The 22,398-nt window shown below is 57.3% G+C and carries 20 protein-coding genes and 1 pseudogene; 11 read left to right on the top strand and 10 right to left on the bottom strand.

Annotation, left to right across the window (positions count from 1 at the left end):
• Nucleotides 1–263 precede the first annotated feature (263 nt).
• Nucleotides 264–497 carry a hypothetical protein gene (locus tag D460_RS0130485; protein ID WP_018902409.1) on the top strand — a complete coding sequence of 78 codons (234 nt, stop codon included), beginning with the start codon at nt 264–266 and terminating at the stop codon, nt 495–497.
• A gap of 157 nt (nt 498–654) precedes the next feature.
• Here D460_RS0130485 and D460_RS0130480 read toward each other — a convergent pair whose 3' ends face one another.
• Genes D460_RS0130480 through D460_RS0130455 form a run of 6 tightly spaced genes read right to left on the bottom strand, consistent with a single transcriptional unit; the run spans nt 655 to nt 7,858 of the window.
• Nucleotides 655–1,941, bottom strand: a complete 1,287-nt coding sequence (locus D460_RS0130480; RefSeq protein WP_018902408.1) for an amidohydrolase family protein — start codon at nt 1,939–1,941, stop codon at nt 655–657.
• 23 nt (nt 1,942–1,964) lie between these two features.
• Entirely contained in the window at nt 1,965–2,909 is a 945-nt protein-coding gene (locus tag D460_RS0130475) for an ABC transporter permease (protein WP_018902407.1), read from the bottom strand.
• A complete protein-coding gene (locus D460_RS0130470; RefSeq protein ID WP_018902406.1) occupies nt 2,906–3,955 on the bottom strand; it encodes an ABC transporter permease in 1,050 nt (349 codons plus the stop codon). The genes D460_RS0130475 and D460_RS0130470 overlap by 4 nt, the downstream gene beginning before the upstream one ends.
• Nucleotides 3,945–5,462 carry an ABC transporter ATP-binding protein gene (locus tag D460_RS0130465; protein WP_018902405.1) on the bottom strand — a complete coding sequence of 506 codons (1,518 nt, stop codon included), beginning with the start codon at nt 5,460–5,462 and terminating at the stop codon, nt 3,945–3,947. Before D460_RS0130465 ends, D460_RS0130470 begins: the two co-directional genes overlap by 11 nt.
• Nucleotides 5,459–6,862, bottom strand: a complete 1,404-nt coding sequence (locus tag D460_RS0130460; RefSeq protein ID WP_018902404.1) for an amidase — start codon at nt 6,860–6,862, stop codon at nt 5,459–5,461. Before D460_RS0130460 ends, D460_RS0130465 begins: the two co-directional genes overlap by 4 nt.
• 9 nt (nt 6,863–6,871) lie before the next feature.
• On the bottom strand, nt 6,872–7,858 hold the full coding sequence (locus D460_RS0130455) for a BMP family protein (protein ID WP_018902403.1): 987 nt from the start codon (nt 7,856–7,858) through the stop codon (nt 6,872–6,874).
• A 655-nt stretch (nt 7,859–8,513) separates the two neighbouring features.
• On the opposite strand from D460_RS0130455, the gene D460_RS0130445 reads away from it, so the two are divergent.
• The 5 genes and pseudogenes from D460_RS0130445 to D460_RS0130425 all read left to right on the top strand — a co-directional run bounded on the left by D460_RS0130445 (nt 8,514) and on the right by D460_RS0130425 (nt 11,690).
• Nucleotides 8,514–8,819: a hypothetical protein gene (locus D460_RS0130445; protein ID WP_018902401.1), complete on the top strand. Its 306-nt coding sequence runs from the start codon at nt 8,514–8,516 to the stop codon at nt 8,817–8,819.
• 443 nt (nt 8,820–9,262) lie between these two features.
• Nucleotides 9,263–9,514, top strand: a pseudogene (locus tag D460_RS34175) (GlsB/YeaQ/YmgE family stress response membrane protein).
• 430 nt (nt 9,515–9,944) lie between these two features.
• On the top strand, nt 9,945–10,382 hold the full coding sequence (locus D460_RS0130435; protein ID WP_018902399.1) for a pyridoxamine 5'-phosphate oxidase family protein: 438 nt from the start codon (nt 9,945–9,947) through the stop codon (nt 10,380–10,382).
• A 371-nt stretch (nt 10,383–10,753) separates the two neighbouring features.
• Nucleotides 10,754–11,065 carry a hypothetical protein gene (locus tag D460_RS0130430; protein ID WP_018902398.1) on the top strand — a complete coding sequence of 104 codons (312 nt, stop codon included), beginning with the start codon at nt 10,754–10,756 and terminating at the stop codon, nt 11,063–11,065.
• A gap of 22 nt (nt 11,066–11,087) precedes the next feature.
• Nucleotides 11,088–11,690: a general stress protein gene (locus D460_RS0130425; RefSeq protein ID WP_018902397.1), complete on the top strand. Its 603-nt coding sequence runs from the start codon at nt 11,088–11,090 to the stop codon at nt 11,688–11,690.
• Nucleotides 11,691–12,119: 429 nt separating this feature from the next.
• Here D460_RS0130425 and D460_RS0130420 read toward each other — a convergent pair whose 3' ends face one another.
• Complete coding sequence (locus tag D460_RS0130420; RefSeq protein WP_018902396.1) at nt 12,120–12,497, bottom strand: response regulator; 378 nt, start codon at nt 12,495–12,497, stop codon at nt 12,120–12,122.
• Nucleotides 12,498–12,653: 156 nt separating this feature from the next.
• Nucleotides 12,654–13,130: a hypothetical protein gene (locus tag D460_RS36250; RefSeq protein WP_155947897.1), complete on the bottom strand. Its 477-nt coding sequence runs from the start codon at nt 13,128–13,130 to the stop codon at nt 12,654–12,656.
• Between the two features lie 84 nt (nt 13,131–13,214).
• Here D460_RS36250 and xth point away from each other — a divergent pair, with 84 nt between their 5' ends.
• The 5 genes from xth to catE all read left to right on the top strand — a co-directional run bounded on the left by xth (nt 13,215) and on the right by catE (nt 19,218).
• Nucleotides 13,215–14,012, top strand: coding sequence for an exodeoxyribonuclease III (xth, locus tag D460_RS0130415; RefSeq protein ID WP_026283715.1), 798 nt, complete (start codon nt 13,215–13,217; stop codon nt 14,010–14,012).
• A gap of 652 nt (nt 14,013–14,664) precedes the next feature.
• Nucleotides 14,665–14,895 carry a hypothetical protein gene (locus tag D460_RS35640; RefSeq protein ID WP_081620015.1) on the top strand — a complete coding sequence of 77 codons (231 nt, stop codon included), beginning with the start codon at nt 14,665–14,667 and terminating at the stop codon, nt 14,893–14,895.
• 547 nt (nt 14,896–15,442) lie between these two features.
• A complete protein-coding gene (locus tag D460_RS0130410) occupies nt 15,443–15,976 on the top strand; it encodes a DUF4142 domain-containing protein (protein WP_018902394.1) in 534 nt (177 codons plus the stop codon).
• Nucleotides 15,977–16,248: 272 nt separating this feature from the next.
• Nucleotides 16,249–16,797, top strand: coding sequence for a response regulator (locus D460_RS0130405; protein ID WP_018902393.1), 549 nt, complete (start codon nt 16,249–16,251; stop codon nt 16,795–16,797).
• A gap of 276 nt (nt 16,798–17,073) precedes the next feature.
• The gene (gene catE / locus D460_RS0130400; RefSeq protein WP_026283714.1) at nt 17,074–19,218 is read left to right on the top strand and encodes a catalase C; all 2,145 of its coding nucleotides are present in this window, start codon (nt 17,074–17,076) and stop codon (nt 19,216–19,218) included.
• A gap of 667 nt (nt 19,219–19,885) precedes the next feature.
• On the opposite strand, the gene istB is transcribed toward catE, so the two are convergent.
• Both istB and istA read right to left on the bottom strand, forming a co-directional pair.
• Nucleotides 19,886–20,662 (bottom strand): IS21-like element helper ATPase IstB, encoded by a 777-nt coding sequence (gene istB / locus D460_RS0130395; protein WP_018896424.1) that lies wholly within the window; start codon nt 20,660–20,662, stop codon nt 19,886–19,888.
• An 11-nt stretch (nt 20,663–20,673) separates the two neighbouring features.
• Nucleotides 20,674–22,227 carry an IS21 family transposase gene (istA, locus tag D460_RS0130390; RefSeq protein ID WP_026282616.1) on the bottom strand — a complete coding sequence of 518 codons (1,554 nt, stop codon included), beginning with the start codon at nt 22,225–22,227 and terminating at the stop codon, nt 20,674–20,676.
• Nucleotides 22,228–22,398: the final 171 nt, after the last annotated feature.

Below are 22,398 nucleotides of genomic sequence, written 5' to 3'. Positions count from 1 at the left end.
CTCCATCGTGCCGTTTGATATAGGATAAGTGCGCCGATCTGCCAGAAGGCAGACGTTGCAACCAATAGATTCGTTCCCCCGCCAGGTGCCGCCCGGACCGTCGGAATGTTGAGCACCAGCTGTCTGCGGGGCAAGCGTAATTAGTTGATGATTGCATCCGGTCGAGGCGGTGCTGAAACCAATGCGATCATCGCGGTAAAGGCTGTCCGCCGTGGTCAGCGTCGCTGCTCGCCAATATGACGGAGTTCGGACGATCTTCAACAATGACGGCGGAGAAACTGCAATCGCTCGAACATCGCATGGCGATCTGGCCTGATTCCCCTCTGAGGGTCGCGAACAAGGCACAGCAATACCTTTATGATGAAATTGCGCGCACTGGATCGACAGCCGGTAAGCAAGGTCGCATGCAGACACGTGCTGCCCTGTATGACCTTATCGATCTTGCGAGCTGCGACGAGCTCGATTCAAGCATCGTTGCCAGTCGTCTTTCCATCTAGGGCTATTTTACAGAGCTTGGAGCACACTAAGGTTTGAAAAAGCTTGGAATGGCGCCCCAGGCAGGCGCCAATTGTTTTGAAACCAGGCAGGTTCCGGCTTGCAACGCGATGACGACAAAGTCCTGTTCAGTTCATTGCGCCCAGCGCGAGGGATTGACTACCGCCGCGTCGGATTGAGGCCGGCGTCGACCAGGCCCGGCCGGCCGTAAAGCTTCAGATGCGAGACTTTCGGCTCTGTGCGGGCAATGACCCGGCCGCGCCGGATAACGGCGAGGCGGGTCGGCTTCAACCGCAGTGCTTCGATCACGTCTTCCGCCTGCAGCATGACAAGGTCGGCATTGCAGCCGACCGACAAGCCGTAATTCTCCAGCCCCATCGTTTTTGCCGAATTGACCGTCAGCGCGTCAAAAATCTTCTTCTTGTCCTCGACGCCCGACATCTGCGCCACATGGATTGCCATGTGCCCGACTTCTAGCATGTCGCCGGAACCCATCGAGTACCAGGGGTCCATCACGCAGTCATGGCCGAAGGAAACGTTGAGGCCTGCTGCCATCAGTTCGCGCACCCGCGTCATGCCGCGGCGCTTGGGATAGCTGTCATGGCGTCCCTGCAACATGATGTTGATCAGCGGGTTTGGAATGACGTTGATCTCGGCTTCCGCCATCAGCGGGATCAGCTTCGAGACGTAATAATTGTCCATCGAATGCATCGATGTCAGGTGCGAGCCGGCAACGCGCCCCTGCAGTCCGAACCGCACGGTCTGCGCCGACAGGGTCTCGACATGCCGCGACAGCGGATCGTCGGTCTCGTCGCAATGCATGTCGACCGGCAGGCCGCGATCGGCAGCGATGCGGCAGAGTGCTTCAACGGAGGCAGCGCCGTCCTGCATGGTGCGCTCGAAATGCGGAATGCCGCCGACGATATCGACGCCCATGTCGAGCGCCCGCTCTAACGACTTCACGCCATCGGCCGCGCGATAATAACCGTCCTGTGGGAAAGCGACGAGTTGCAGGTCGATATAGGGCGCCACGCGCTCCTTCACTTCCAGCATCGCTTCCGCCGTCACCAACCGCGGATCGGACGTGTCGACATGGGTGCGGATATGCAGAAGGCCCTGAGAGACGGCGAGATCGCAATAGGCGAGCGCCCGCTCGACCAGCGCTTCCTTGGTCAAGAGCGGCCGAAGCTCGCCCCAGAGCGTGATGCCTTCCAGCAGCGTGCCCGACGTGTTCATCCGCGGCAGGCCGAGCGACAGCGTGGCGTCCATGTGGAAATGCGGATCGACGAAGGAGGTGCTGACAAGCCGGTTCGTCGCATCGATCGTTTCGCGCGCTTCACCAGCAATGTCGGCCTCGATCGAAGCGATTTTCCCGCCCGAAACGGCTATATCGACGCCCTTGCGGCCGTCCGGCAGGTTGGCGTTTTTGATGATGAGATCGAACATTTAAAGACTCCTCAGAATTAATGTCAGCGCTCGCCGCGGCGATAAGGCTGCATCAGCGCCTGCGGCACACGGGCGCGCCGTGCCATGACGGCAAGCGCTGCTATCGACAGCAGATAGGGGATCATCAGAAAGATCTGGTAGGGCACGACGCCGCTCAAAACCGTCTGCAGGCGAAGCTGGAAGGCATCGAACAGCGCAAACAGGATCGCGCCGAGCAGCGCCCGCTCCGGCTTCCACGAGGCGAAGACGACAAGCGCAATACAGATCCAGCCACGCCCCTGAACCATCGTGGGGAAGAAACTATTGAACGCCGAAAGCGTCAGGAAGGCACCGCCGACGCCCATCAGCGCGCTGCCGAAAATCACCGCGCCATAACGGATCGCCATCGGGTTTAGCCCCTGCGCTTCCGCCGCGTGCGGGTTTTCGCCCGTCATGCGGATAGCAAGTCCCACCGGCGTGCGGGCAATCAGATAGGCAAGCGCAATCCCCAGCCCGATCGCCAGATAGGTCGGCGCGGTCTGGTTGAAAAATGCCGGACCAAAGAAAGGCAGATCAGAAAGAGTAGGAATGTCGAGTGGCTGGAACGGCGTAATCGTCGGCGGCGTACCTGCCACCGGCACCATCAGCCGGAACACGTAATAGGCAAAGCTCGAGGCGAACAGCGTCACACCGAGACCCGAGACATGCTGCGACAGGCCGAGCGTCACCGTCAGCACCGAATGCAACATCCCGAACATCGCCCCGCCGAGTGCCGCCACGAGCAACCCAACCCAGAGATCAGCGCCATTATAAACGGCCAACCAGCCAGACATCGCCCCAAAAGTCATGATCCCCTCGATGCCGAGGTTCAGCACACCCGCGCGTTCGGAAATCAGCGCACCGAGCGTCGCAAGGATCAGCGGTGTCGCGATCCGCAGCACGGCGGCCCAGAGGCCGGCAGAGGCGAGGATGTCGAAAAGCGCGCTCATCGGCGTATCCTGTATTGCGTGAAGAACACCGCGACCAGCATGGAAAGCAGCGACAGCGCCACCGTCACGTCGGCAATATAGGTTGGAATGCCCATGCTGCGGCTCATCCCGTCCGCCCCCACAAACATCGTGGCGGTAAACAGCGCCGCCAGCACGACGCCGAGCGGATTGAGATTGGCGAGCATGGCGACGACGATGCCGGAATAACCGTAACCGGGCGAAAGATCGGTCGTCACATAACCCTTGACGCCCAGAACCTCGATTGTGCCTGCAAGACCGGCGAGACCACCGGAGATCATCGCGACGATCATCAGCGTCCGCCCGAGCGGCACACCGGCGAAAACGGCACCGGAAGGATTCAAGCCCGCAGCGCGCGACTGCACGCCGAACACCGTGCGTGTCTGAACGAAATAGATCAGGAAGGCGATCACCACGGCAATGCCGAGGCCGATATGCAGCCGTGAACGGGCAAGCAGTTTCGGCAGGCGGGCGGCGGCATCCACCGCCTCCGACTGAGGCCAGCCGAAGGCGGCCGGGTCCTTCAGCACACCGTCGATCAGCATCGAGACGAACAGAAGTGCCACGAAATTGAGAAGCAGTGTCGTCACGACTTCATCGACGGAAAAGCGCAGCCGCAGCCACAACGGCAAAAGCAGCAGAACCATGCCGGCAAATGCTCCGACGATGAAGAGAAGCGGGATCTGCAAAAGCGATGGCAAGCCCGCAAACAGATGCGCGCTTGCGGCAGCGGCAGCAATTGCGCCGAGATAGAACTGCCCCTCCCCGCCGATATTCCAGAGCCGCGCCCTAAAGGCGACGGCTGCGGCAAGTCCGGTCAGGATCAGCGGCGAAGCGCGTGTCAGCGTCTCGGTGGCGGAAAGCCGCGAGCCGAAGGCACTCGTCAGGATCTTCCAATAGGCCGCGAAAATCGGCGCACCGGCAGCGGCGATCAGCACGCCGGCAATGGCAAGCGCCGCAATCACGGCGAGGATTGGGGTTGCGATTACCAGCAATGTCGAGCGATGTTCGCGCCTCTCAAACCGCATCGGACGCACCTCCCCATTCACCGGCCATCATCAGCCCGAGCCTTCGCGCATCGACATCCTCGGCATTGACGGAGGGCGACAGCCGCCCGCCGACGATTGCCTGGATTCGGTCTGCCAGCGCCATCACTTCGTCGAGATCCTCGGAAATCAGAAGCACCGCCGTGCCTGCCTTGCGTGCGTCAAGAATACGTTCATGCACGGCCGCCACGGCACCCTCGTCCAGTCCACGCGCCGGCTGCGCCGAAAGCAGGATTTTCGGGTGCTCGATCAGGTTACGGCCCAGGATCAGCTTCTGCATATTGCCGCCGGATAAGAGCCGGATACGGCTGGTAGGCGTCCCACCACGCACGTCAAAACCCTCGATGATCCTTCTTGCAAAGGCGATCCCCGTTTTGCGATCGACCAGCCCGGCCTTCGAAAATTCCGGCAGCCGTTCCAGCACCGCATTTTCCCAGATCGACATCTCGCCGATCGCGCCGTCGCGGTTGCGATCCTCGGGAATGCGCCCGATACCGGAAGACACGGCGTCCGCCACCGTCAGGTCGCCGACACCCTTGCCGAACAGAACCAGATCGCCGGCGCTGCGGCCGATCGTGCCGCTCAGAAGCTGGGCCAGCACCGCCTGCCCGTTGCCGGAAACCCCGATAATGCCGAGCACTTCACCAGCCCTCAGCCGGAAATTGACGGATTTCAGCCGCTCCACGCCGCCAGAGCGCACGGTGATACCAGCGGCTTCCAGCACAATCTCTCCCGGAGTCGAAGCCTCGCGTACCGGCCGCGTCACCTTGCGGCCTACCATCAGTTCGGCAAGTTCGGCCTTGCTGGTCTCGTCCACCTTGCGCTCGGCGACTTGTCTGCCGCCGCGCAGCACGACGATCCGATCGGCCGTCGCCATCACCTCGTCCAGTTTGTGGGAGATGAAGATCAGCGACAGGCCCTGCCGTGCCATATCCTTCAGGGTCGAAAACAGCGTCTCGGCTTCCAGCTTGGTCAGAACCGCCGTCGGCTCGTCGAGCACCAGAATGCGCGCATCGTTATAAAGCGCCTTCAAAATTTCGACGCGCTGCTGCTCGCCGACCGAAAGATCGCCGAGCCGCGCATCCGGATCGACCTTCAAGCCGAAACGCTGCGAAATATCGAAAAGCTTTTTCCGACCGGCAGAGACATTGGAGCCGAGGGACCAGAGGCTTTCCGTCCCAGTCATGACGTTTTCGAGCACGGTCAGGTTTGGCGCCAGCGAAAAATGCTGGTGCACCATGCCGACACCGGCGCGGATCGCGGCGCGCGGTTTGCCCGGCGGCAGCGCCTGCCCCATCACCGAAACGGACCCCGTGTCCGGCACATAATGGCCGAAGAGAATGCTCATCAGCGTCGTCTTGCCGGCACCGTTTTCGCCGAGCAGCGCAACGATCTCGCCCTTTGCGAGCGACAGCGAAATATCGTCATTGGCAAGATTATCGCCAAAACGCTTGCTGACATTTCTGATGTCGAGAACGGTATCCGTCATCGGTCGAGGCCTGTGATTGGGAAAGGGTGCGACCAGCGTTGTTCGCCCTCAAGCCTTGCGGCAAGGTCCAGAAGCAGCGCCTCCTGCCCCATAGGAGCTATCATCTGCACCGGCAAGGGCAGACCGGCCTTATCCACCCCGAAAGGCAGGGTGATCGCCGGGAAACCAGATATGTTGGCAATTGCCGCGAGCGGGGCAAAGGATCCCATACGGGCAAAATGCAGGTCGGTATCGCGGTTATCGCTCGGGAAAGACCCGATCGGCCTTGGCGCAGAGGCGAGCATCGGCGTCAGCAAGCAGTCAAAACGGTCGAACAGCGAATGCAGATCGCGGCTGACATACACCATCGCCTGCACCAGATCCCAGACCGCAACGCCGCTAATCCGGCCGCCCTCTTCGGTAACGGCCTGCGTCATCGGTTCCCACAGGGATGCATCGATACCAGGCAGCTTCGCAAGACTTGCGAGATTGATCGCAATCACATCGCGAAATGCCCTGCCCGATGCTTCAATGACCGCGCGAATATCGCGCCATGCCAGCGAAACGATCTCGTGCCCCTTGTCCTCCAAGACACGGGCAGCATCCGTAACGGCCTCGGCTCGAACCGGATCGATCGCAAAATCCGATCCAAGCTCCGTCAGCAGCCCGATCTTAAGCTTCCCGGCCTTGGCCACGGCCTGCTCGACCGGCGGATAGGGCCCGCGCGCTGAGCCTGAGAGCACCGAAAATGCCCGCTCCCCATCGCGAACCGAGCGGCATACGGCAAGTTCGCTGGCAATGCCGCCTAGATGGTTGGTAAACAACGGCCCCGCCGCCATCGCCCCGCGTCCGGGTTTCAGCCCGACCAGACCACAGCAGGCCGCCGGAACACGGATCGACCCACCGGCATCGGTCGCATGCGCAATCGAAACAATGCCGGCCGCAACAGCCGCAGCGGCTCCGCCGGAAGATCCGCCGGATGTCAGCGACGGATCAAGCGGGTTGCGCGATATCGGACCAATCAGGGGCTCGCTTGCCAGCGACAGGCCGAACTCCGGCGTCGTGGTGATCCCGAGCAGACAGAAACCGGCATTGCGATAACGGGCCGCGAGATCGGAATCCGCCTCGCCGCCCTGCCTCGGTAGGGACCTCGATCCGGCACTGACCGGAAATCCCCTGAACGGCCCACCAAGATCCTTGGCAAGCGTCGGCACACCGCCGAACGGCCTGAATTCGCGTTGCTCGACAGGCAGCGCATCAAACGCATTAGCCGATGCCAGCCCCTGTTGTGCATCGAGATAACATATGGCGCCAAGCGCCTCGTGTTTTTCGGCTGCGGCAAGCGATCTTTCCATCGCCTGCCGCGCCGTCAGTTGTCCGCGGCCGATCGCTTCGGCAAGTGCTGTCGCGTCGGCCTGCATCGATCCGGCTTACTTCGGCTCGTTCATGTTGCGCGGCACTTCGAACGTACCAGCCTTGATCTCGGCGCGCTTGGCTTCCATCGCAGCTTCTGCATCCGCCGGGGCAACACCCTTCGTATAGGCGATGTCGCTGCCACCTTCCTTCAGGAGGCCGAAAGGAGTGTAATCCTTGCCGACCGGCTTGCCGGCCGCAACATCGGCGATCGCCGCGTTGAGGATCGGGCGGAAACCCCAAAGCGCGTTGGCAAATACGGTTTGCGGATAACGTGGCGTGTAGTCGATCAGCGAACCGACAGCCTTGATGCCGCGCTCCTTGGCCGCATCCGCCGTGCCGATACGCTCGCCGAACAGGATGTCCGCACCGGCATCGATCTGGGCAAGACCTGCCTCGCGTGCCTTCGGCGGATCGAAGAAAGTGCCGATGAAGGAGACGAGCACCTTGGCATCCGGATTGACGGCCTTCACGCCTTCGCCGAAGGCGTTGATCAGCATGTTGACTTCCGGGATCGGCATGGCGCCGACGGCACCGACCGTGTTGCTCTTGGTCATCTTGCCGGCAAGCATGCCGGCGAGATAGGCGCCGTCATGGTTCCAGGTGCCGAAGACGCCAAAGTTATCGCCGGCCTGCTTGCCGCTGGAGCCGAGAACGAAGGCGGTTTCCGGATATTCGCCCGCCACATCACGGGCTTCGCTTTCGACAGCATAGGCTTCACCGATGATCAGCTTGTTGCCCTGTTCGGCATATTCGCGCATCGCGCGGCCGTAATCGGTGCCCGAAACGCCTTCAGAGAAGACATATTCGATAACGCCTTCTCTAGCGGCTTCCTGCAGGGCTGCATGCAGAACCGAGTTCCAAGCATTTTCGACCGGGGAGCCATGAATGCCGGCCACCTTCAGCGGCGCTGCCGCGCGAGCCGCCGGAATGAACGCGCTGGCACCGACTGCTGCTGCGGATGCGATCAGAGCACGGCGCGAGAGCTTGAAATCATTGATCATGGACGAGAACCCCCTGTTTTATCATTTGGTCAAGTTTTGTAGGCAGTGCCCAAAACAGTGTCAAGCGACGGATGTGCTCGCTGATTGGGCAGCCACAATATTTTGGTACGAGCGCGGATGCATATTCACCGACGGCAACCAGGGCTGACGGTTAAGTTGACCACGGCCTGCGCCTCGCTCTCGACCTCATAGTCGCCAGCCAGATTGCCTGCTTGAATGGGCGTATTGGCAAGCAGGATTTCGCCGGAGAAACGGCCATGCGCGCGCGATACCGGCTCCCATTTTCAGGCACCCCTTAAATAGATGCCCGTGCGGATCACATCTTCCATCTTGCCGCCGGGCGTGCAAGCGAGGCCGCAATTTTTGTCGAGGATGTAGGTGACCTGAGCGCCTGGATCACCGGGCGCAATGCAGGGATCGCTGCGATGGGTGGCGGTCGTGCCCGAGACAAGGATGCGATTGCCGATGCGAACCGCGCGACTGCATCCGGCTGTCGGCTCTCAAACGCTGCCCGAGGATACGCGCATCCGACCGGGCCGACCGGGCACCGTCTTCGCCAGATAGATCGAGGGGATGGCATCAAGGTGATGGCTGAGGTCGCCGGAAGCCGTCAGGAAGGGCGGTTTGCGATATTCGTCGCCGCAGCAACGGCGTTGTGCTGGACGAAAAGCCCAATCGCACTGCTCTCAGCAAATACGAGAGAGCCGATGCGGCTGACGAGTTATTGAAGGTGTCCAACATGACCCCAGCTGAACGTAATTGCTATTTCGTCTTGAAAGATCGCGAGCTGAATGAAGACAAGCTGGTAGCAATGAGCCAAAAGGATCGAGAGAAGATAGAACAGCAAATCACAGAGACTATTCTGCAGCAACCCGGGTTGGAAAACGAAGACGGTAAGCCCGACGATGCGCCTGCGCCTGCTCCAGAGGGGCCTCCCACACCTTTGTATGCGACCGAGTAAGACAATCGCTCGCCTTTCGATGGCCGATCGTAGCGAACGTCAATCGCTTCTCGCCGCATGCAAAGAGGCGCCGACGCTGAGAGTATGAGGCCAAGGACGGCTGCTTGCGTTGGATTAGACTTAAAGATCAACAGACACCAATCCGCTGTGATAGCCTTGTCGAACGCGGTTCCCACGGGGTTCCGCTTCAAGCTCATTTTGTGTCTTCGCATCCAGCCGGTGCTAACCGCGATCAGCTCCTCGTACGATCAAGCCCCCGCGAATTTTCGCGAGGGCCTTTCCCGATCATAAGATCGAGCGAACATCCGGGTAGCACAGGATGCCGAGTACTGAACAAGGGGCAATTAAATTAGTTCCCCTCACTCGTTTCACATTTGCCGGTCAGTTGGGAGGAAGGACATTAACTCAAGCGCCACAGCCGACAACCTCAACGGAAAAAACAAATGGAACAGGCAGGCATTGGCTGGATAGCGGCAATAATCATCGGTGGGATCGCTGGTTGGCTCGCCGAGAAGTTCATGAGATCCGACATGGGCGTGATCATGAACATCGTTATAGGTATCGTCGGCGCAATTGTCGCGAATACCATCCTTTCCGTCTTCGGTGTGGTGCTTGGAGGTTGACTGGGTTACCTCATTGCAGGCTTCATTGGCGCTTGTATACTTATCGCGATCGCACGAATGTTTCGACGTTGAAGTAAATCAAGGCAGCAGGGACAAGACAGCCTCCGAGAAACCATGGGCGTCAGCTTGCCAGCCTCTTTAGTGTTGGCACCCTATCGACCCTTGGTCTGTCGATGGTCGCGACGAGGCTCAACTCGGGGATGTGCCTAAAGCAGATTGAAGGATGCCCCCGACTGCGAGTTCAGGCAACTTAGCGGTGGTTTGCCCTCACTCCAGAAGGCCGCAGACAGAAATCTGTCATCCGCAGTCCATTCATTGCGTTCGGGTACCCAATGGCGACCTCTACCCCTGGCCGTGGCAACGCGGCATTAAGCCCGCGCAGTCCCTTAAGGCTACTCTACAGGCAAAATACCGCGCGCTTATCACGCAACGGTGCCGATATCGCAACAATTGAGTAACTCAAGCGATATCTCCTGGAACCCAAAAATCAGGGAGATCGACGATGACTTTCGAGGAACTTGCATCCAAAACAAAGAAAATCGATTTCTGCATGCTGTCATCAAATGACGGCGCGGGAAAGATCTCCAGCCGGCCCATGAGCAACAACCGTGACGTCGATTATGATGGAGACTTCTGGTTCTTTTCCCACGCTGGTACACGAAAAGTTGCCGAAATTAGCAACGTGGATGATGTGTTGCTGACGTTCACGGAGGCGCCAAGCCTTTTTGGAACTCCAGGAATGTTCATTACGGTTCAAGGAAAAGCGACGATCATTCAAGACAGGGCCGCCTTCGAGGAGCATTGGATTTCGGGGCTTGAGCGCTGGTTTCCTCAAGGCGTCTTGACGTCAGATCTCGTACTAATCCGGATCGTAAGCTCATCGCTACACTACTGGGATGGCGAGGAAAATGGCGAAGTCGCCGTTTCCAGAAACATGTGATCCGAGCATACACGCGAATTAGGAAGGACTTTATGTCCGTCGACGTAGTGCGCTCAGCACGAGGCGGTGGCACGTGCGTGACGTCCGCTCACTGTAGATATGGCCGCCCATGCATGGAACTCAGCGTCCAGTTTCCTTATAAACTCGCCTTGATAGTATCCCGTTCTCTCCAACTACGTCTGGTCCCAAATTCCACGGTTACAGCCGGACGGACAGGAGCGCTCAATCCGAGCGAAGCTCTTGCTAGGAGATGCAGAAAAAGAGGAGGAAATGGGCGCTTGCTATCCATCAATCCAATCAGCCAATTCCGGTAAAACATGGAACAAACAGTCTATTTCTAGGTTTGGTCATCGCAAATCGAGGAGACACCAATGAAAAAGATCACAACGCTTTCAGCCGCAATTATGCTTTCGGCAACATGTGCGTTTGCGCAGAGCGAGGCGCCTTCAACCTCGCAGACTACCCCGGCCGTAAACACGCAACACAACCCGGCCGCGCCGGTCGCCGGCAAGAACAGTTTCACCGAAGATCAGGCTAAATCACGCATCGAGGGCGCTGGCTACAGCGACGTCACAGGCTTGAAGCTCGACGACCAAGGCGTTTGGCGTGCGAACGCAAAGAAGGATGGAGCAGACGCCAAGGTCTCCCTGGACTTCCAGGGCAACGTGACGCTGGCCAAGTAACGACGAAACGAGGAGAAATGAGATGCGAACAGTCACTCAACTATATGATAGCTACGACGATGCCCGTTCCGCTGTGAAAGCGCTTGAAAACGCTGGTGTCCCGTCTGACGACATCAGTATTGTCACGAGCAACGCAAGTGGCATCGATGTCGAAGGACAGGGGTCCCGCGCGGCAGAAGGGGCCGGAACCGGGGCCGGCGTCGGGGCCGTCGCTGGCGGCGCAGGAGGTCTTTTGACTGGCCTCGGGATGTTAGCGATTCCAGGCGTCGGCCCGGTCGTCGCGGCCGGATGGTTGGCAGCCACAGCCGCTGGCGCTGTCGCCGGTGCGGTCGCGGGAGGCGCGGTTGGCGGGATTGTCGGCGCTATGGTAAGCGAAGGGGTTCCCGAGGACGAAGCTAACTTCTACGCCGAGGGTATTCGCCGCGGCGGTTCGGTGGTTACCGCGAGGGTCGAGGAGAGCAAGATTGCATCCGCTCAGTCCATTCTCTCTCAGTCTCATCCGGTCGATTATGCATCGCGACGCGCCAACTATGAGGAACAGGGCTGGAACAGCTTCGACGAGAATGCTGAGCCTTATTCCGCGGACCAGATTGAGGCAGAACGTTCGCGTTACCGTCGCGGTTGATCCACCGTGTGCAATACCTTGTCGAGCGGTCCTTGAGGGGCCGCTCGAAGCGCATCGTGCGGGACCAAGAAGACATCATCCCGCAAGACGAACGTCCTGCGGCAGGATATAGGTGATTAAAGTCGCGGCCGCATTTCATCGGAGTGACAACATTGGACAGCGCCGAGCGAGCGGGTAACTCACGACATTTTCCATTGACCAGTGTGACAAGACTGCTACCGCTGATGGGGGGCCTGGCTCCACACAGAGGGCTCTGCGTCATGCAGCGGGCGCGCAGGCTCCGTGCAGTTTACACCGCGCAGAGATACGATCGAAAAAGGCAAACGCCACGGTATTTAGCTTTTTACAATCTGATAAAGACCCCGTTCGCATTGATTAGTTTCGAGACGACAAACTCGGCGCAACTCGACCCTTGATTCTTTTTTCTGTTCACGCACGACGGCGCTTGTCGGCGCAGATCATTTCGCCGACCATCGACACAATACCTGTCACACTGTAAGGCTTTGGCACGAATACCGCGCCTACCGGCATATCATCCTGACGCAGTTGATGACCACCAGAGGCAACAATAACTGGAACGTTCGCGTGATTTGTCGACATCATTCGCAGAAGATCCAGGCCACTAAAGCCCCCCGGCATGTCAACGTCGGTGATCACGGCATCGACCCGCTTTTGCCCGATGATCGCGACAGCCTCAATCACGTTCCCCGCTTCCAGCACATCATAACCCTGGTCAAACAATGCGTCGGCGAGCACCATCCGGATTAAAAGCTCGTCTTCTACGATAAGTACGGTACGCTCGTACATGGCCGTCTCCCTTCCGTGGATACGAGATGAACTCGCCCACCCAGATTTCGATCGCCCTCGGACGAGAGTATTCGCAGACATATTTAATAAAATGCGAACGATCCGCCAAAACCTGGTTCCTCCCGGCGTGGAAACTCGCATCTTAAGCAGTCATTTTCACCCAACAACATCACCTTTGCCGTGAGCGTCGGAGGCACCGGCAGCGGGTGAGCATTTCAGGAGAGCGGAACCAAGACCAGCTTTCTCGTTGGCGCTTTTGAAGTAATTACGAGCTTCAGCTAGAGCGATAGATGAACCGACAGCATAGGCCTGACCAAATGCGCCTTGATGGCAACCCTCGGCACAGGACATGCCGGGAAAGCAATGGAAAGCCGACCTGCGACGGCAAAAAACACGCAACGCTGATGTTTTATCCAGGGGGATTGCAAAGCCTCGAAAAAGAACCATGTCAGCTCCATGGCAAAATGAACCATCGATCTTGACCCACCCGCCAACCTCTTCCAATGAACGGCAGTACTCTTGCGAGCAAAAGGCTAGCTGCTTCTCACCGAGCCTTGCTGTGCAGCCGGCCGATGCAGTTACGAAGACCATCTTTAGGAAGCAGTTAATCCGTTTCAGGCTCGCTTTACGCATGCAAAGCCACAAGACGGCCTTTGCAGACGTCGTTCGCAAAGTCTGTGCTTATCTACCGCCACAAGCGACAAAGGGTTTTGGCTGATGAGAATCGCAACCTACAACGTGAACGGAATTAACGCGCGGCTGAACATACTGCTTCGATGGCTCAAAGAGGACAAACCCGATGCTGTTTGCGTTCAAGAGCTAAAGTGTGCAGACAGCGCGTTCCCCAGCCGGGAATTGGAAAAGGCCGGATACGGCGCGGTGTGGCAGGGCCAAAAAAGTTGGAACGGGGTCGCTATCCTTGCGAGAGGCCAACAACCCCATGTGACCCGACGGGGACTACCTGGCGATCCCAAAGACAGCCAAAGCCGCTATGTCGAAGCGGCTGTCAGCGGGGTGCTTATTGGCTGTCTATATGTCCCGAACGGCAATCCGGCACCTGGCCCAAAATTCAACTACAAGATTCGATGGTTCAATCGTCTGAAAAACTATGCCTCAGAATTGCTGGAGCTGGACGTACCAACCGTTCTTGTCGGGGACTTCAATGTCATTCCCACGGTACTCGACGTGTACAAGCCGGAACGATGGATGGACGACGCACTGTTCCGGCCGGAAGTTCGAAAGGCCTATGCCGATCTTATCACGCAGGGCTGGACGGACGCGGTTAGACATCTACATCCCGACGAACGGATCTACACATTTTGGAAGTATTGGAGGAATTCGTTTGCTCGGGACGCCGGACTTCGAATCGACCACCTATTGCTCAGCCCAGCCATGGCGCGCGGGCTAAAAACGGCGTCCGTGCGACGAGGACCGCGATCATGGGAACACACGAGCGACCACGCGCCTGTCATGATCGAAATAGACAACCCGATGGAGGGCAACTCAGATGACTGATGACCTGTGCTCAGACGCCAAGGATACAAGCAAGCCCGGTGCGTTCACCCAAGTTGTCGCAATCGCATCCATTCACGAAAGTAAGCCGAGCGCTCATTCTACTGCATAGTTTCCAGAGTTGGGTACCACTTGTCTACGCCCAGCACCAGCGACGTCCCATTGTCGGTGCTGGGTCTAGGGAGCAAGATGACCTCTTTTAATTTCAGAGTACTGACAGGCGGAGGATCGTCGCGTGCAGAAGCAACCCCTGCAGCGGGTTCTTCAACGTTGCGAGGGCTATCAGGACGTCTTCACGATGGAGTATTGAGTACAATCTTCGCAAGAGGGCAAAGCGTCAATATCGATCAGTTCAATGTTCTGGACATTGAGATTGTCGCCCTGAAACAATTTTGTTGCGCTCTCTGTACCAGGGTGAGATCGCGGCACAACCCTATCTTCAACGAAGCCTATTGACCTTCGCGTCGATGTTCAAGGGTTCACGGATGCGTCACTCACGCAGCATCAGCGGACCAGCTCGAGCAATTGAAGTGCCGAAAATCTGCCTACTTTGGACCATCGGCTGAGCCTGTGCAATCCGAAGAAGCAGCACGCGATTGGGAACACCCTGGCGTCCTGACAGTTTAGTTATCGGTAACTGAGGAGATAATCGGAAATGGAAAATAGCTCAAAGCAGTTGGCAGACGAGTACATTCGTTTGGGGGGGCGTCGGGTCGCGGTGATCGATGACAACCTTGGCTCGTCTCGCGATTGGGAAGGCGATCCACCGGAGGCGGCAAAGTTCTGGAAAGAAAGGGTCGCATCACTTTCCGATCGCAAACGACGCGATGTGGAAACTTTCCTACCATCGCTCAATGATGAACGCCAAGAACCTCATGGCAGATAGAGCCGCTCGCGGACCCGAAATCGGCCGCAACATGTTAACCGTTGCAGACGGGGACCCAGCTAAGAGCCAGGGGTTTGTGATCGTATCACCGGTATGCGCTTCAGCAGAATGTCCTCTTGCCATGTATTGTCGATGAGGGCGAATACGGGCAGCGCGAATTCAATTGATCCATCCTCGGCAAATAACAGGTCGGTCTTCTGAATGAGCGGCCCTGCTCGATTGTGTGCAATGAATTGGTCGAGATTTTACCTCCGGGCGTACTTTGGCAGACAAGCTCAGCGGATCCAACCGTACGCGGTGTCGACGTGCATCTCGCGATTATAGCTAAACATTTGAGCGTTGAGACGATGGGCGCAGCGGTTTTTGAGCTTCCGATGTGCTCGAACTCGAGCTTGGCGTTGGTGCCTCGATTGGGCTTGAGCGGTCGCATTTCTACTTTTCCAGTTTTCCCGCTCCTCGCAACGGTGAACGGACACTGCATCATGGAACGATCAGTCGAGCTCTAGGTTAACCCGGCGCTTTGTTCACCTGATTGGAGTATCACACGATGAAAACCATCCTCACCGCTGTCGGGGTAGCGATTGCCTTATCGTCTCCCGTACTTGCTCAGTCGGCCGCCGAGAAAACTGGCGTCAATTCCGTGATGGGCGTTGCGCCGAAGACCGAGGACTTTGTCACCGAAGCGGCTAGTTCAGACATGTTCGAGATCGAGGCGAGCAAGCTTGCTCTTGAGCGCTCGCAAGATACGGCTACTCGGGGTTTTGCTCAGCAGATGATCACCGATCATACCAAGACCTCGGAAGAGTTGAAGGCCATGATTACGAGTGGAAAGATCAAGGCCACTGTCCCCGCCTCAATGACCTCGGGGCAGCAGAACATGCTCGACGATCTCAAGAAAGTTAAGGGTGACGACTTTGCCAAGCTATATCATTCAGAGCAGGAAGATACGCATGAAGATGCGGTCGATCTGTTCAAAAGATATAGTGATGGAGGTGAGAACGCCGATCTCAAGGCGTGGGCAGCGAAGACACGGCCCGCATTGGAGCACCATCTCATGATGGCGAAAGACCTGAATAAATAAGGTGTGACGTGCGAATCGCGTCCCCTGCGAATACGCGCAAGATGTTCGTAAGGGTCGACACCGTAAGGTCGAAGTTGGCGTGGCCGATTGCGATCCGGATGACTGTGTGTTCAAGCGCGTCAATGTGCCAATGGTGATAACTCATGGCAAAACTCCCCCGGAACCAAATACAAGCTTGGACATTTTTCGGCCGTAAACAGCCCCGTTGAGAACAGTGCCGATTACTGCTCCCAATCACGCACCTTAACTTGCTACGACCGCGAGCGACGATCATGGATGAGAACAGAGACGATTGGACAGCAGCTCGAGCTTATTCTCTTTGGGAACAGGCAGGACGACCATTCGGCCAAGACGAAAGGCATTGGGCGCAGGCGGTACTTGAACGGAATCTTCTCGAGCGCACCCGCGCTTCGAGCGATGGCGCCGAGGTGATAACGCGCGCGCGGCAAATCGCCCGTTCTGGCCTCGGCGCGAAACGCAGCATTTTAATTGTGGAGGATGAGCCACAGCTCCGCTATAACTTCGTCGATTTCTTTGACGAAGCCGGACACAAAACGTTCGAAGCGGGCAATGCGGACGAAGCGCTGGTACACCTCAGGAATAACGTGATCGACATTCTGTTCACCGATGTCGACATGCCTGGCAGCCTGGACGGCCTCGGGTTGGCGGCGCAGACCCGAGTTAAGTGGCCAGAAATCAAGATCATTGTGACGTCCGGTCTAATTGCACTTCCGCACTTTGATGAGGCGCTGGGTATTTCGTTTATCGCCAAACCTGCCTCGGCTTTTGAGTTGCTCGACTTGTTTACCACTGACAAATAGAAAGTCCGGACCGCGCCTTAGCGTCGGGGGGTCACTACAGGCGCTGTCGCGCGTGTAAGCCGGGTACTTCGACCAAAGCAAGCTCTCTACATACCCCGTCATTCGTCCGCTATCAGACAGGAACAAACCTGTCACAGCCAAGTTTGCTCTCGTCTTCCTATCAAATAGCGCCAGTGCACGAGGAGTATTTGCCGCCGTCAGGGAGACAGCAAACCAACTGCCGCGGTAGGCAGGCTCTTTTTCTCAATTGCACGATTATCACCAGGGGACATTATCATGGCCAAACGTCCATCGAAATCCGCATCTATGACCGATGATACCATTGCTATTCACGACCAGCAGCTTCAGCGTGGTCCTGGAGGTGAACTCCATCAGTTTGCCGAAAATGGTCAGGATGTGCTCACCACTTCACAGGGCGCACCAGTCGCTGACGATCAAAACTCACTTCGTATTGGTCCTCGCGGGCCCCTTTTGATGGACGATTTCCATTTTCGGGAGAAGATTTTCCACTTTGATCATGAGCGTATTCCCGAGCGTGTGGTCCATGCTCGTGGCTACGGCGCACATGGCTTCTTCGAAACCTACGAATCTTTGTCAGACATCACACGTGCAGACGTGTTCCAGCGTGCGGGCGAAAAAACGCCGGTATTCGTGCGGTTTTCAACGGTGGCCGGCAACAAAGGCTCGGCCGATCTAGCACGTGACGTCCGCGGCTTTGCCGTCAAGATGTATACAAAGGAAGGCAACTGGGACCTCGTTGGCAATAACATTCCAGTTTTCTTTATTCAAGACGCGATCAAGTTTCCCGACCTAGTTCACGCCGCCAAGCAGGAGCCGGACCGAGCTTTCCCGCAAGCCCAAACTGCTCACGATAACTTTTGGGATTTTATCAGTTTAACGCCAGAAAGCATGCACATGGTAATGTGGATCATGTCGGATCGAACGATCCCCCGATCCCTCCGCTTCATGGAGGGTTTTGGAGTCCACACCTTCCGCTTTGTCAATGCGCAAGGCAGATCTACATTTGTTAAATTCCACTGGAAACCAAAGCTGGGCCTGCAGTCGGTTGTATGGAACGAGGCCGTGAAAATCAACGGTGCAGACCCGGACTTTCATCGCCGCGACCTCTGGAACTCAATTCAGTCTGGCAGCTTTCCAGAATGGGAGCTCGCGGTTCAGCTTTTTGATCAGGACTTCGCCGACAAGTTCGACTTCGACGTACTCGATCCGACGAAAATCATTCCGGAGGAAGTTTTGCCAGTGCGTCGGATCGGCCGCTTGGTCCTCGACCGCATGCCCGATAACTTTTTTGCCGAGACCGAGCAGGTCGCGTTCATGACGCAGAACGTGCCACCTGGCATCGATTTCAGCAACGATCCACTTCTTCAAGGCCGCAACTTCTCTTATCTTGACACTCAGCTCAAACGCCTCGGAGGCCCTAACTTCACCCACCTTCCGATCAACGCGCCGAAGTGTCCGATGCACAACTTCCAGCAGGACGGGCATATGGCTATGCGCAACCCCGTGGGCCGCGCCAATTACCAGCCGAACTCACATGGCGACGGCCCGCGCGAAGCTCCGACGCGGGGTTATCGGCACTTCACGGCGGAAGAACAGGGGCAGAAGGTGCAGGCGAGGCCAGAAAGCTTCGCGGATCACTATAGCCAGGCCCGGCAGTTCTTTATCAGCCAGACCCCTGCGGAACAGCGTCACATTGCTGCGGCGCTGACGTTTGAGTTGAGCAAGGTCGAAATATTAGCGATTCGAGAGAGGATGGTAGCGCACCTGCTTAATATCGACGAGACGCTTGCAACCACGGTTGCGCAAAAGCTGGGTTTTCAGTCGATGCCCAATCCTGCTGACGCGGCAATTCCGACCCGCCAAGATTTAGATGTCTCCCCCGCACTTAGCATCGTCGAAGGGGGACCGAAACGTTTCGAAGGACGCAAGCTTGGCATCCTTGTTTCTGACGGCGTCGATCGAAAGCTGCTCAATACGCTGATCAAGGCGGTCGTGGCCGAAAAAGCCAGCGTCGAGCTGATCGCGCCCAAGGTTGGCGGTGTCACAGCCGACGACGGAACTCTCATCGAAGCCAATCATATGATTGATGGCGGGCCGTCGATTTTGTTCGACGCAATTGTCCTTTTGACGTCCCATCAAGCAATTGATGATCTTGTTAAGGAAGCGACTGCGCGCGACTTCGTCGCGGACGCCTTTCAGCACTGCAAGTTCATAGGTTTTGAGCAGTCCGCCATGCCGCTCCTGGAAAAAGCGGGCGTTGCCGGTCAGCTCGATGAGGGTACGATTGAATTGGCAGCCGGCAAAACTGTTGCAGCCTTCGTCAAGGAACTCGGTAAACTTCGTGTCTGGGGCCGCGAACCTTCGGTGAAACTTGGGAAAGCTTCATCGCCAATCTCATGAGGGAGCGCGGGTGCGGAGCGATCCGCGCCCTCCTCTGGGTTGAATGGAGCTCGATGCAATTTCGAATTGTTAGATCTGGACGCACGACTGCTGGCCTTGCTAATGAGCGACCTAAAGCGTGTCGACCAGATTCGGGATTTCAAACAGTCTATCCGTGAATGCTCCCTTCGGGAAATGGAAGACGCAGACCTTCATTGCCTGTCTACGCTGCCATGGCCTGACTGCACCATGGATTGTGGATGCTCCAATGAACAGTCGCATTTCGAAACCTGGATCGAGACATAACTTATGCCGACACTGTCGGCCTGGCGATGTCGTCATCCTCGACAATGTCGACGTCCACAAAAGCAAAAGGGCAGAACAGTCGCTGAAGACAAAAGGCGCAAGACTTCTCTTCCTGCCACCCTGTCGCCGGAGCTGAACCCCATCGAAATGGCACTCTCGAAACTCAAGCTACTCCTGCGAAAGCGGGCCGCTCGAAGCTTCGATACAATTGATCTCGTCTTGGCTGACCTGATTTCCTCTTAATTCAACCGATAGAAGAGCGCGGCTGACTTTCGGATGCGGATTTCAATGAATCGGGACAGCGATTTCAGCAAGTCGCGGACAAGCATTTCGCTAAGTCGCGGACAGCGTGCTCGATCGAGTTCCGCCAGCCTGGTTGCTGTTATGGGTGATTGATTTCGTTTATTTCGGCGCCGGTCAAGAGCGTTGGTGTTTTCCGCTTCCGCATGCTGTCGCCTTCGAGCGTTATACGGTGGGCATTGTGAACAATACGGTCCAGGATCGCGTCCGCTAGAGTTGCCTCGCCGATCATCTCATGCCATGCGGCCACAGGAAGCTGGGCCGTGATCAGAGTGGATTTCCGACGGTATCTTTCTTCAAAGATTTCCAGCAGATCGAGGCGCTGCCGATCGTTCAGGGTATGGGTTCCCCAGTCATCAAGCACCAGCAGATGAACGCGTGCAAGCTTGTCGATGAGGCGCGGAAAGCGTCCGTCCAGTCTGGCAAGCGCGAGGTCCTCAAATAACCGTGGCATGCGAACGTAAAGAACGGAGTGGTCGAGGCGGGCCGCCTGGCGTGCAAAGGCACACGCGATCCACGTCTTTCCGGTGCCCGTCTGGCCTGTCAGGATCAAGTTTTCATTTGCCTTGAGCCATGCACCCTGCGCCAGAGACAGGACGTTTCGGCGATCCAGTCCCCGGTGCGCTCCAAAATCGATGTCTTCAATGGAAGCATTGGCAAAACGGAGTTTGGCGGTGGCGAGCCGGTTTGTCAGTCTACGGTCCGTTCTGAGAGCGATCTCGCGGTCAAGCATCAACCCCAGTCGTTCGTCGAAGCTCAGATCATTTCCATGAGCCTGCTCCAGGAGCTCGCGATAGGCCGTTGCCATACCGGCCAGACCAAGCGCACTCATTTGCTCAAGTGTTGGATGTGTCAGCATCTGATGTCCTCTTATTGATAGTAGGTTTTGCCGCGGATATTGCCGTGCGGCGGGGCCGGCTTCACAGCCTCGGTCATGGCCGGAGCCTGATCGAGACCAGATCTGAGAATGTTGGCGACAGACGAATAGCTCAGCGCGTTGATCACCAGCGCCCGTTCGCAAGCCAACTCCAACCGATCGGATTGGTAGCGACGCGCCAGGGAAAGAACGCCTTGAGCAGATCGGTAGCCCTGTTCCGGGTGGGGGCGATCACTGAGGAGACGCTCGATGAACGTCGCCGTATTAACCCCGACCTTTGCTGCTTCGCTGCGCAACGAGTGGGGTGTCGTGTTTGCATAGCGCTGGTGCGCCTTAGGCATGTGTTCATTGACGGTGACGTGGCCTGAACGCTGCGAGCTCCGGATGTGACTTGCGACACGTTTGTGGTCGAAGAAGATCTCAACCGCCCGGTACGTCAGCCTGACATCGACCCGTCGTCCGATCAGCCCATGCGGTACGGAATAAAAGGTCTTGTCGACTTCGATATGGTAGTCGGGATGGACTTTTGCGGTTTTCCATTCCGAATACTCAAACGGCGTTGACGGCAAAGGTTTGAGTTGAGAGCGTTCGACTTCGTCGAACAATGCGCGGCGAGATTTTCCATATCGCCGCATGGTTCGGGTATTGAGGTCCTCGATCAAAGCGCTGATGCGGATATTAAGATCGACAAGGCTGAAGAAGCGCTCGTTGCGAAGCCTCGCTAGAACCCACCGTTCCACGATCAAGACCGTCCCTTCAGCAGACGGCTTATCGCGAGGATGTCGCGGGCGTGCCGGAACAACGGTTGTGTCGTAATGCTCGGCGAAAGCGGCGAACGTCGAATTCAGTGTGGGTTCGAACCAAAGAGCCTTGGCAACAGCCGATCTGAGGTTGTCGCAGATCGTCGTCTTCGTAACGCCACCAAAGTAACTAAAGGCCCGCTGATTGGCCTCAATCCAGTCGGGCAGCTTTTGGCTGAAGCTGGCATAGGCGAACGTCAGTTGCGACGCGCTCAGAACCGCGACATAGATCTGAGCTGCGCGGATCTCGCCAGTCGATGGATCGATGATCGGGATCGTATGGCCAGCATAGTCGCATTCCATCGCGACACCAGCAACGTGACGGCTGCGGTAGGTGGGCCTGGCTCGGCTTTCATGATCGGCAAACCGGCCGCAAAACCACGTATAGCCATAGCCATCCGGATGAGCTTCCCGATATTCCTGCCAAAGCAAATGGAGCGTGACGCCTTTGCGCTTCAGCTCGCTGGCCATCTTTGGCCAGTTTGGCTCGACGGTATCGCGTGGAGGCCGTCCCATACGCCGGAATAGTCGACGCTCGAGAACGTCGTCCTCGTCCAGGCCCGCAGGTAGAGGCCAGACCGCAAGCCCAGCTTCCCTTGCCCGCAGTAGGTACGTCGAAACCGATGTCTTGCTGATCTTCAGCCGCTCGGAAACGGCACGTATCGATAATCCCTGCTCGAAGGTAAGCCGCAGGATCGATCGGATATCCTTCACGTCAGTATGTCTCGCTTGCTTCCGCCTGGGCATCATGTCCTCGCTCAAACCACGAGGGGAATGTGCCAGATCGGCGCTCACGAAAATCGATCAAAATCCGCCGCAAGAACTGTCCGCGACTTACTGAAATCACTGTCCCGTACTTAGTGAAATCGGTGTCCGCGACTTACTGAAATGCCTGTCCGCGACTTTGTGAAACCCGCA

The organism is Rhizobium sp. 2MFCol3.1 (genome assembly GCF_000377565.1).
In the GTDB taxonomy this organism is placed as follows: Bacteria; Pseudomonadota; Alphaproteobacteria; order Rhizobiales; family Rhizobiaceae; genus Rhizobium.
The sequence above is the reverse complement of the archived record's forward strand: the minus strand, read 5'-3'. Positions and strand labels throughout refer to the sequence as shown.

What these genes read in the sequence shown, in the direction of transcription:
- D460_RS0130485 (WP_018902409.1), top strand. Translation starts at nt 264, where the DNA reads ATGACGGCGGAGAAACTGCAATCGCTCGAACATCGCATGGCGATCTGG.
- D460_RS0130480 (WP_018902408.1), bottom strand. Translation starts at nt 1,941, where the DNA reads ATGTTCGATCTCATCATCAAAAACGCCAACCTGCCGGACGGCCGCAAG.
- D460_RS0130475 (WP_018902407.1), bottom strand. Translation starts at nt 2,909, where the DNA reads ATGAGCGCGCTTTTCGACATCCTCGCCTCTGCCGGCCTCTGGGCCGCC.
- D460_RS0130470 (WP_018902406.1), bottom strand. Translation starts at nt 3,955, where the DNA reads ATGCGGTTTGAGAGGCGCGAACATCGCTCGACATTGCTGGTAATCGCA.
- D460_RS0130465 (WP_018902405.1), bottom strand. Translation starts at nt 5,462, where the DNA reads ATGACGGATACCGTTCTCGACATCAGAAATGTCAGCAAGCGTTTTGGC.
- D460_RS0130460 (WP_018902404.1), bottom strand. Translation starts at nt 6,862, where the DNA reads ATGCAGGCCGACGCGACAGCACTTGCCGAAGCGATCGGCCGCGGACAA.
- D460_RS0130455 (WP_018902403.1), bottom strand. Translation starts at nt 7,858, where the DNA reads ATGATCAATGATTTCAAGCTCTCGCGCCGTGCTCTGATCGCATCCGCA.
- D460_RS0130435 (WP_018902399.1), top strand. Translation starts at nt 9,945, where the DNA reads ATGACTTTCGAGGAACTTGCATCCAAAACAAAGAAAATCGATTTCTGC.
- D460_RS0130430 (WP_018902398.1), top strand. Translation starts at nt 10,754, where the DNA reads ATGAAAAAGATCACAACGCTTTCAGCCGCAATTATGCTTTCGGCAACA.
- D460_RS0130425 (WP_018902397.1), top strand. Translation starts at nt 11,088, where the DNA reads ATGCGAACAGTCACTCAACTATATGATAGCTACGACGATGCCCGTTCC.
- D460_RS0130420 (WP_018902396.1), bottom strand. Translation starts at nt 12,497, where the DNA reads ATGTACGAGCGTACCGTACTTATCGTAGAAGACGAGCTTTTAATCCGG.
- D460_RS36250 (WP_155947897.1), bottom strand. Translation starts at nt 13,130, where the DNA reads ATGCGTAAAGCGAGCCTGAAACGGATTAACTGCTTCCTAAAGATGGTC.
- xth (WP_026283715.1), top strand. Translation starts at nt 13,215, where the DNA reads ATGAGAATCGCAACCTACAACGTGAACGGAATTAACGCGCGGCTGAAC.
- D460_RS35640 (WP_081620015.1), top strand. Translation starts at nt 14,665, where the DNA reads ATGGAAAATAGCTCAAAGCAGTTGGCAGACGAGTACATTCGTTTGGGG.
- D460_RS0130410 (WP_018902394.1), top strand. Translation starts at nt 15,443, where the DNA reads ATGAAAACCATCCTCACCGCTGTCGGGGTAGCGATTGCCTTATCGTCT.
- D460_RS0130405 (WP_018902393.1), top strand. Translation starts at nt 16,249, where the DNA reads ATGGATGAGAACAGAGACGATTGGACAGCAGCTCGAGCTTATTCTCTT.
- catE (WP_026283714.1), top strand. Translation starts at nt 17,074, where the DNA reads ATGGCCAAACGTCCATCGAAATCCGCATCTATGACCGATGATACCATT.
- istB (WP_018896424.1), bottom strand. Translation starts at nt 20,662, where the DNA reads ATGCTGACACATCCAACACTTGAGCAAATGAGTGCGCTTGGTCTGGCC.
- istA (WP_026282616.1), bottom strand. Translation starts at nt 22,227, where the DNA reads ATGCCCAGGCGGAAGCAAGCGAGACATACTGACGTGAAGGATATCCGA.